7 protein-coding genes are annotated in these 10,159 nt (G+C 35.7%); 6 read left to right on the top strand and 1 reads right to left on the bottom strand.

The annotated features are described in order from the left end of the window. From porU to FPG59_RS10020, 6 genes are all read left to right on the top strand, one after another. Nucleotides 1-3,337: type IX secretion system sortase PorU (gene porU / locus FPG59_RS10045; RefSeq protein ID WP_086454471.1), on the top strand; the 3,337-nt coding region annotated here is incomplete at its 5' end. A 38-nt stretch (nucleotides 3,338-3,375) separates the two neighbouring features. Continuing rightward, nucleotides 3,376-4,545, top strand: a complete 1,170-nt coding sequence (gene porV / locus FPG59_RS10040) for a type IX secretion system outer membrane channel protein PorV (RefSeq protein WP_086454470.1) — start codon at nucleotides 3,376-3,378, stop codon at nucleotides 4,543-4,545. A gap of 80 nt (nucleotides 4,546-4,625) precedes the next feature. Then, on the top strand, nucleotides 4,626-5,108 hold the full coding sequence (cdd, locus tag FPG59_RS10035; protein WP_086454469.1) for a cytidine deaminase: 483 nt from the start codon (nucleotides 4,626-4,628) through the stop codon (nucleotides 5,106-5,108). Between the two features lie 143 nt (nucleotides 5,109-5,251). Beyond that, the gene (gene pdhA, locus FPG59_RS10030; RefSeq protein WP_086454468.1) at nucleotides 5,252-6,250 is read left to right on the top strand and encodes a pyruvate dehydrogenase (acetyl-transferring) E1 component subunit alpha; all 999 of its coding nucleotides are present in this window, start codon (nucleotides 5,252-5,254) and stop codon (nucleotides 6,248-6,250) included. Nucleotides 6,251-6,257: 7 nt separating this feature from the next. Then, entirely contained in the window at nucleotides 6,258-7,922 is a 1,665-nt protein-coding gene (locus FPG59_RS10025; RefSeq protein ID WP_086454467.1) for a pyruvate dehydrogenase complex dihydrolipoamide acetyltransferase, read from the top strand. 335 nt (nucleotides 7,923-8,257) lie between these two features. Continuing rightward, entirely contained in the window at nucleotides 8,258-8,629 is a 372-nt protein-coding gene (locus tag FPG59_RS10020) for a RidA family protein (protein ID WP_086454466.1), read from the top strand. Nucleotides 8,630-8,669: 40 nt separating this feature from the next. On the opposite strand, the gene FPG59_RS10015 is transcribed toward FPG59_RS10020, so the two are convergent. Then, nucleotides 8,670-9,905, bottom strand: a complete 1,236-nt coding sequence (locus FPG59_RS10015) for a glycosyltransferase family 4 protein (protein WP_254906679.1) — start codon at nucleotides 9,903-9,905, stop codon at nucleotides 8,670-8,672. Between the last annotated feature and the right edge of the window lie 254 nt (nucleotides 9,906-10,159).

The following is a 10,159-nucleotide window of genomic DNA, read 5'->3' as shown; positions in this document are numbered from 1 at the left end:
GGCTACAGGGAATTGGTATAGATTTTATATTGAAAAATCGGGAGTATATAAATTGTCAAAAAGGTTTTTAGAGCAACTTGGTATTGATTTTAAAAATGTTGACGCTAAGAAAATTAAAATATTCGGAAATGGAGGCAGAATGTTACCTCTTAGTAATAACATTGCATACCCAAATGATTTAATGGAAAATACCATCCAAGTTATTGGTGAAAATGACGGCACGTTTGATGACTCGGACTATGTACTTTTTTATGGTGAAGGAACAGATACATGGAACGAAGAAAGTCGGACCAATATTAATTTATATGATTCCAAATCCTATTATTACGTCAATATTCAAGGTGAAAATGGTAAAAGAATTATTCCCTTGGTACAACCTACAGCAAATCCTACATTATTATTAAATACATTTGATGATTACCAATTCTATGAAAAGGATATAACAAACATTGGTAAATTGGGCAGGCAATGGTTTGGGGAGTCATTTGAAATTAAAAACGAGCAAGAATTCGATTTTAACTTCCCAAATGTTGATGCCTCAGTTCCTATAAAAATAATGCTGAATGCAGCATCGGCTGCGTTTACAGTAACTTCATTTAGTGTGACTTCAAATGGAAGTGCTGTTGCAGCACTTACTTTTCCTGCGCTTAGTAATACATCAAGTACGGAGTTTTTCGTTAGTAATTTGCCTAATAACACCACAATAAATGGTTCTGAAAATGTTAAAATAAAACTCAATTATAATAACAATGGTGTTCCTGGTTCTAAAGGTTTTTTGGATCAAATTCGACTTATAGCAAAAAGGAAACTTCAGGGGTACGGGAAGCAATTCCGATTTCAATACGATGCTGGTAACACTGCCAATGGAATTGTGAATTACACGGTTTCTAATGCAGCCGGTATTTCGCAGATTTGGGATGTCACGGATATTTATAACGTTAAAACGGTTGTGAATTCCAATCAAAATACGATTGATTTTAAAGCCAATTTAGGTGAAATTAGAAAATATGTTGCGCTTGTAGATACCGATTTTTTTACGCCATTGAAAGATGTTCAAACGCGAGTTTCTAATCAAAATTTAAAAGGAACGCTTTTTTTAAACAGATCAGGGAATTTTCAAGATATAGATTATGTAATTATTTCGCCAACTGTACTCGTGCCGCAAGCAGAGACATTGGCTAATTTTCATCGCACTAATTCGGGCTTAAATGTAAAAGTAATTCCGCTGGAGTTAATTTATAATGAGTTTTCGTCGGGAAAGCAAGATATTGCGGCGATTAGAAATTGCATTAAATATATTTATCAGAATGCCTCAAGCTCCGACAAAAGGCTTAAATATGTTAATCTTTTTGGAGATTCTTCGTATGACTACAAAAACAGAATCCCAAACAATACTAATATTGTACCTATATATCATGCTTTAAATAGCAGTAGTTCTGGAGAATCTTCTTATGCGTCGGATGATTTTTACGGCTTGATGGATGCTAACGAAGGTAATATTACTTCTTCTTTTGGAGGTATTGATATTGCTGTGGGAAGAATGCTTGTTAACGATGCTAAACAGGCAAATGAAATGATTAATAAAGTTTTGGAATATCATAACTCAGAATCCTTTGGTAGCTGGCGAAATAATTTCGTACTCATTTCAGATGATTCAGATGTGTTATCCGATGCCAATTTGCAAAACAAACAAAACAATCTTGCGAATACTATAGCTACTGAGAAACCTTTTTTTAATGTCAATAAAATTCTTTTGGATTCATATATTCAAGAGGCAGCTGCAGGCGGTGCTCGATATCCAAAAGCAAGAACAGATTTTTTTAACGCTTTTGAAAAAGGAGCGTTGGTTTTTAATTACTTAGGTCATGGTGGCGAGGACGGATTATCAGTTGAGCGTATTTGGGAAAAATCAGATGGTCAAAATTTAAGTAATCAATTCAAATATCCATTATTCATAACTATCACTTGTGAGTTTTCAAGATTTGACAACCCTTCAAGACCTACTGCAGGAGAGTTTACGTATTGGAATCCAAAAGGAGGCGCGATAGCTATGATTACCACCATAAGATCTATTGGGCAGTTTAGCGCTGAAACATTTAATGACACTTTTACAAGAAATTTGCTTTCTTACGGTTCTAATCAATACACATCTATAGCTGAAGCTCTTAGGATTTCGAAAAATAGTAATCCTAACTCGGCAACAAATGTTGTTTTTTACATCGGTGATCCTGCATTAATGCTGGCTATTCCTAGACCTAAAATTAGATTGACAAAAGTTAATGATATTCCTGTAAGTCAGGCGATAGAAGATTTTAAGTCTTTAACAAAAATAAAAATTACCGGTGAAGTTAGTGATGAAAATAACAATATTATTTCAAATTACAATGGTGAAGTTACCTCGATGATTTTTGATAAAATGCTCAACAGAACAACACTTAATAATGACGGCAATAGTCCACCAATTAACTTTAATGTATTGGGCGAAACTATTTTTCGCGGAAGCGCTAGTGTTGTAAACGGTCAGTTTGAATACAGTTTTATTGTGCCTAGAGATATTAGAATACCACTTGCAAACGGAAGAATTAGTTTTTATGCAAAAAAGAAAGACGCTTTACAAAACGAAAATGGTTTTGATAGCAACATTAAAATAGGAGGGATTAATGAAAATGCGCCACTTGATACAACAAGTCCTAGAGTACAGTTGTATATGAACGATGAAAATTTTGTATCTGGCGGAAATACGAATGAATCTCCTTTTTTACTTGCAAAATTAAGTGATGAAAGCGGGATCAACACGGCAAGCGGAATAGGTCATGATATAGTTGCTGTTTTAGATGGTGATGTAAATAATCCTTTTGTACTTAATGATTATTACCAAGCGGATTTAGATGACTTTACAAATGGAACATTAAGGTTTCCGTTGCGTAATTTAGCTCCGGGTTTACACACCATAAGTTTTAAAGCATGGGATGTGTACAACAACCCAATCACTGCCGAAATCCAGTTTGTGGTAGTAGGAAATGACACACTCACTTTGAGTAAAGTGCTCAACTATCCCAATCCATTTGTAAATTATACGGAGTTTTGGTTTACACATAACAAACCATTTGAACCGCTAGAAGTTCAAGTTCAAGTGATGACAGTGACTGGAAAAATTGTCTGGACAAAAAATCAAATTATAACAACGGACGGTTTCTTATCAAAAGAACTCACTTGGAATGGAAGAGATGATTTTGGCGATAAGCTAGGAAAAGGAGTTTATGTGTACAAACTAACTGTAAAATCGAATGCGACTAATAAAAAAGCAGAAAAATTCGAAAAACTTGTAATACTTTAATAATGTACTATATTTGTTTAATAAATAGAAGCCTCGTAATGAAAAACATAATACCAATTCTTGCATTGCTTTTTTGCATGAACATCACATCCGCACAAGACAGGACAATTAATCCTGGAGTGCCATTTTTATTAGTCGCTGCTGATGCTAGAGCAGCTGGTATGGCTGATATGGGAGTAGCAACATCTGCTGATGCTTTCTCACAACAATGGAATCCTGCAAAGTATGCATTTTCTAAAGATGCTCAAGGATTCTCAGTAAATTATACACCTTATTTAACTGATTTGGTAAATGATATTTCCTTAGGTCAGTTAACGTATTATAACAAGCTAAACGAAAAAAGTGCGTTTGCTGGAAGCATTCGTTATTTTGGTCTTGGCGAAATTGAACTACGTGAAACTGGAGATCCTAATGAGGCTGCTCGTGTAGTTTCGCCAAATGAATTTGCAGTGGATTTATCGTACTCCTTAAAATTGAGTGAGAAATTTTCGATGGCTGTAGGAGGACGATTTATCAATTCTAACTTGAAGGTAGCTTCAGATGCTAATGATGCAACGGCTGCAAGTACTTTTGCAGTAGACGTAGCAGGTTTTTTTCAATCTGAGGAAATTGCATATTCTGATTTTAACGGACGATGGAGAGCTGGATTTAATTTTCAGAATTTAGGTCCAAAAATTAGTTATGATAACGATGATATTAATAATAATTTTATACCCGCTAATTTAAAGTTAGGTACTGGATTTGATTTTATATTGGATGACTTTAATAAAGTAGCGCTTAACGTGGAGTTCAATAAATTGCTAGTTCCTACTTTTCAAAAAAACGACTTGAATGGTGATGGACTGACTACACCTGAGGAAGCAAATCAAAATTTAGAAAACTACAGATCTATAGGATGGACTTCTGGCATTTTTAAATCATTTGGTGATGCACCAGACGGAGTGAGTGAAGAATTGAAAGAAGTAACCTACGCTGTAGGTGCTGAGTATTTATATCAAGATTCATTTGCAATGCGAATGGGATATTTTCATGAAAGCCCACAAAAAGGTGCACGACAATTTTTTTCATTAGGAGCAGGATTTAAGTACACTACTATCAAGGTAGATGTCTCTTATTTATTTTCGGCATCCAAGGTTAGGAACCCACTAGAAAACACATTACGATTCTCCTTGACATTTAATTTTGGAGATCAATACGATGAATATTAAAAATTAGATTAATTACTTATAGATAATCCAAATTGCACCTTTGTTAAAAGTGTAATTTGGATTTTTTTTCCCTTACAAATATGAAAGAGATAATAATTTCAACACAATTTACCGTTTTCGAAGCTGCGCAAGATATGCCAACGGATGTTCAAGATTTAATGCAACAGGCCGTAGAGGTTCGGAAAAATGCTTATGCACCCTATTCAAAATTTAGAGTTGGAGTAGCAATTTTATTAGATAATGGCGAGGTAATTGTTGGTTCGAATCAAGAAAATGCAGCTTATCCATCAGGATTGTGTGCTGAGCGTGTAGGTATTTTTTATGCTGGTGCAAAGTATCCCGATGCAAAAGTTTTAAAAATGGTAATAACAGCAGCTTCAGATACCAATCAAACTACTGCACCAATTCCGCCTTGTGGATCTTGCAGGCAATCAATTGCAGAATATGAAATAAAACAAGAAATGCCTATAGAAATTTATTTTATGGGTGAAATAGGTTTGGTTTACAAATCAGACTCCTTGAAAAATTTATTGCCATTTATGTTCGATAAAAAATTCCTTTAAAATTCCCAAAAACTAGCCATTATATTTTAGTTCTTACGCGGAATGTCTTATTTTTGCGTTTCGCAAATTTGTGGGAGGAAACTATTTTGCGTTATAGGTTCAAATTGATTCAACAATAACACTTAAGCAAAAGAAAAATTCAGATGAAAGAAGTTACAAGAGAAGTATATGTGAAATGGTATGAAGATATGCTATTTTGGAGAAAGTTTGAGGATAAACTGGCAGCATTATACATTCAACAAAAAGTTAGAGGTTTTTTACATTTATACAATGGTCAAGAAGCAGTATTAGCAGGAGCGCTTCACGCTATGGATTTGACTAAAGACAAAATGATTACCGCTTATAGAAATCACGTACAACCAATAGGTATGGGTGTGGATCCTAAGCGTGTAATGGCAGAATTACTTGGTAAAGTGACGGGTACTTCAAAAGGAATGGGTGGATCTATGCACATTTTCTCAAAAGAACACCGTTTTTATGGAGGTCACGGTATTGTAGGAGGTCAAATTCCAGTAGGTGCTGGTTTAGCATTTGCAGATAAATATTTTAATACTGGCGGTGTGACTATGACCTATTTTGGGGATGGTGCAGCACGTCAAGGTTCTTTACACGAAGCTTTTAATATGGCTATGCTATGGAAATTACCTGTAGTTTTTATTGTTGAAAACAATGGCTACGCTATGGGAACCTCTGTAGAAAGAACTGCAAATCATACGGATATCTGGAAACTAGGTTTGGGATATGAAATGCCTTGTGGTCCAGTAGACGGAATGAATCCTGTAAAAGTTGCTGAAGCAATGACAGAAGCAATTGATAGAGCACGTCGCGGAGATGGACCAACGTTCTTAGAAATGAAAACATACCGTTATAGAGGTCACTCTATGTCGGATGCTCAATTATACCGTTCTAAAGAAGAAGTTGAAGAATACAAAAAAATAGATCCAATTACACAAGTTTTAGATGTAATTAAAGATCAAAACTACGCTACAACTGAAGAAATAGAAGCTATAGATCAAAGAGTGAAAGATTTGGTTGAAGAGTGTGCTACATTTGCCGAAGAGTCTGACTACCCACCAATTCAACAATTGTACGACGTAGTATACGAACAAGAAAACTATCCTTTTATACCTCATAAACTATAAATCAATTATGGCAACAATTATTACAATGCCTCGTTTGAGCGATACGATGACGGAAGGAACGGTAGCGACTTGGCTTAAAAAAGTGGGTGATAAAGTAAGCGAAGGAGATATTCTTGCCGAAATTGAAACCGATAAAGCAACAATGGAATTTGAGTCTTTCAACGAAGGAACTCTTTTGCATATAGGTATACCTGCTGGTGAAACAGCAGCAGTAGATTCATTATTAGCCATCATAGGAAAAGAAGGCGAAGATATTTCAGCATTACTTGCAGGAAAAACAGCAGAGGCAACTCCAGTTGCAGACGAAGCAAAACCTGCTTCAGAAGCGGCGGCTGTTCCAGAAACTACTAAAGAGTCATCTGCAGTAGCGGCTTCTTTACCAAAAGGAGTAGTGGTAATAACAATGCCTCGTTTAAGTGATACAATGACCGAAGGAACTGTTGCAACCTGGTTGAAAAAAGTTGGAGATACAGTTGCCGAAGGTGATATTCTAGCTGAAATTGAAACAGATAAAGCAACAATGGAGTTTGAGTCTTTCAATGCGGGTACATTATTATATGTAGGTATTGAAGAAGGAAACACAGCTCCGGTTGACAGTCTTTTAGCAATTATTGGTCCCGCAGGAACCGATGTTGCTGGAATTGCTACAAATTATAAAGCAGGCGGAGCAACTACAGCTGCTCCTGTTGCAGATGTTAAAGAAGAAGTTGCAACAACAACGGCAGCGACTGAGCCAGTTGCTCAAGAAGCTGCAGCTGATGGACAACGCATTTTGGCTTCGCCATTAGCAAAGAAAATAGCAAGTGATAAGGGAATTCAGTTGAATCAAGTTAAAGGTTCTGGCGAAAATGGTAGAATCGTAAAAAGCGATATCGAAAACTTTACACCAGCTGTTGCTAAACCAACCGCTGATGCACCAGCTGCTAAAACTGAAACTGCTCAGGCACCTGCTGCATCTGCTGCACCAAAGGTATTTGTTCCTACAGGAGAAACACTTACAGAGGAAATTAAGAATTCTCAAATGCGCAAGATTATTGCAAAACGATTGGCTGAATCTTTATTTACTGCTCCGCATTACAACTTAGTAATCGAAGTAGCTATGGATGATGCAATGGCTTCAAGAGCAGTGATTAACACAGTGCCTGATACAAAAGTGTCTTTTAACGATATGGTAATTAAAGCTTGTGCAATGGCTTTAAAAAAGCATCCAAAAATAAATTCACAATGGAAAGAGGATGCTATTACAATCAATCACCATGTAAATATTGGAGTTGCTGTTGCAGTTGAGGATGGTCTAGTAGTTCCTGTATTGAAATTTACAGATGCTATGAGTTTGTCTCAAATTGGAAGTAGTGTACGAGATCTTGCTGGCAGAGCAAAAAACAAAAAGCTATTACCTGCAGAAATGGAAGGAAGTACTTTTACTGTTTCTAATTTAGGAATGTTTGGTATTGTTGAATTCAATTCCATTATCAATCAGCCTAATTCTGCAATCCTATCTGTAGGTGCAATTGTAGAGAAACCAGTTGTTAAAAATGGACAAATTGTAGTAGGAAACACTATGATGTTATCTCTTGCTTGTGATCACCGTACTATAGATGGAGCAACTGGAGCACAGTTCTTACAAACTTTAAAACAATATATTGAAAATCCAGTGACCATGCTTGCATAAACACGGATTCAGTTTAATAATAAAACCCATCACTTTTTTTAAGCTGATGGGTTTTGTGTTTTTGGGCATGTCCCAGCTTCCACTAGCGTTTCAGCTGCGTCAGGCTATACGGTTTATCTTTTATTACGCTACCGCTTCATAAAAGGATGTCGCTCCTATCCTTCATGCGCACGAGATTTTAATAGAGAAAATTGCGTAGTAGTCTAATTATTTTTGAAAATTAAATACAAACAAAGTAGTTTTCATGTTGTAGTAGCATTGGTTTAAAAAATGTATCTTTATAGGACTTTCAATAGATAAACTATTAATTTTGTACCGACTTAATATGCTACAAAATGATTGAAAAGGAATACATTGATCCTAGTGAAGGTTTTTCGCAAACAGTACTGGTAAAAACGGGTGATTTCAAAACTCTTTATATTTCTGGGCAAATTGGCATTGGGAATACACTAGAAGCCCAAATAATTGCTACTTTTCAAAACCTTGAACAGCAATTGCGCAAATGCAATGCTACGTTTAGGGATGTGGTTAAAATGAATACCTATATCGTAAATTTTAATCCAGAAACCGATTTGCCAATTTTTAGAAAAATTAGAAACGAATTTTTAGGAAATGAGAATTATCCAGCAAGTACTCTTGTTGGCGTTTCGGTATTGGGAAATAAAGATTGGCTCATTGAAATTGAAGCGATCGCTGTTATGGAATAAATACAGATTGAAATAAATTACTATAGAAGCAAATTTCGTTTTAGTTTTTATTTTTCTCGGCAATCCATTTTGACATGTACATGGTACTTTTCAAAGTATGATGCTGCAGCAATGCACCCATAAAATTATTTAAACGATGTTGTTCTAGATTTTTCTGTATGTTTTGCATTTGATTATTGAATTCAGTTTCAAATAATGTTCTTGCATAACGTTGCTTGATTATTTCAAATCCGTTTTCTTGAGCGGTTAGCCATGTTTTTTCATTTTGATAAAGCAATATTGCTTGATTGGCAAAACGTTCCGGATTGTCTTGGATAAAACCATTCCAGGGTAAATCACCATGCATTGATTCGGCGCCAATTGTAGTAGTTACGCTAGGTGTACCGCATTGCATGGCTTCGAGCAATTTTCCTTTTATTCCTGCGCCAAAACGCAAGGGGGCTAGAACAACTCGGGCCTGTTTTACTACTTCTTGTGCATCCTCTGCGCGACCTAGAATTAAGAATCCTTCTTTTGTGTTGTTCAGTTGCAGCACTTTTTGGGAAGGATAGGCACCATAAATTTTGCAAACGGCCTCAGGTACTTGTTTTTTAATCAAGGGCCAAATAGTTTGTTTTAAATATTGAACCGCATTCCAATTGGGTTCGTGTAAAAAATTACCAATAAAAGTAAAGTCACTTCTGTTCTCAAAGGATGGTGTTGTAGTTGCATTTAAAATTGCCTCAGGCTCAAGTAAAAGAGGCAGGTATAATAGTAGCGACTGGTCAATTTTGAATGTAGTGGTTAGTATTTCAATTTCATATTGAGAAATCATTAAGGAGATATCGCAGCGCAAAATACTAGCAATTTCTCGTTTGGCAACTTCTTCAACAAGCAAATCTTGGGTTGTGTATATTCGGTTTTCCTTGAAAGCTTTTTGTCTGGCAAGACGTAAACAATGTAAATCCTCGGTATCTAATATTCGGATAGCATTAGGGCAATTTTCGGCAACACGCCAGCCAAATTGTTCTTCAATCATAAAGCGATCAAAGAGCACTAGAGCCGGATTTAGCTCTTTGATAAACGCATCAAAAGTAGACGAGTTGAGAAGGATTGTTTTCTTTTCAACATTTAGGGACGCAAGATCCGTACTAAAAGCGCTGTCTTGCGCTGGAGAGGCAAAGGTGATTTTAAATCCTTGTTTTTGATACAGCGAAATTAATTGTATCATTCTTCCGCCGGCAGCTGAGGAGTTGGATTCAGGCCAAACAAAACCAATAATTAAGAGTGATTGCACTTTTTTGAGAGATGAAAATTACGGTTGCAAAATACTAATTTAATGTGGTATTGTAGCTTTAGAGACTTGTAAATTCTGATGAAAATAAAGGCTTGTATTTCAGGTTAGATGCTGCGTATTCTATGATAAAATACAAGATAAATTTATTTTTTATTGGCTAGCAAATTTATAGGTATTTACATAAGGTGTTTTTCTATTGATTACACTAAAAACTCTGTCTATAATTTTGCATCTTATATTGTTTAATACTAACA

This window comes from Flavobacterium sp. FPG59 (assembly GCF_002150205.1).
GTDB lineage: Bacteria > Bacteroidota > Bacteroidia > Flavobacteriales > Flavobacteriaceae > Flavobacterium.
The sequence above is the reverse complement of the archived record's forward strand: the minus strand, read 5'-3'. Positions and strand labels throughout refer to the sequence as shown.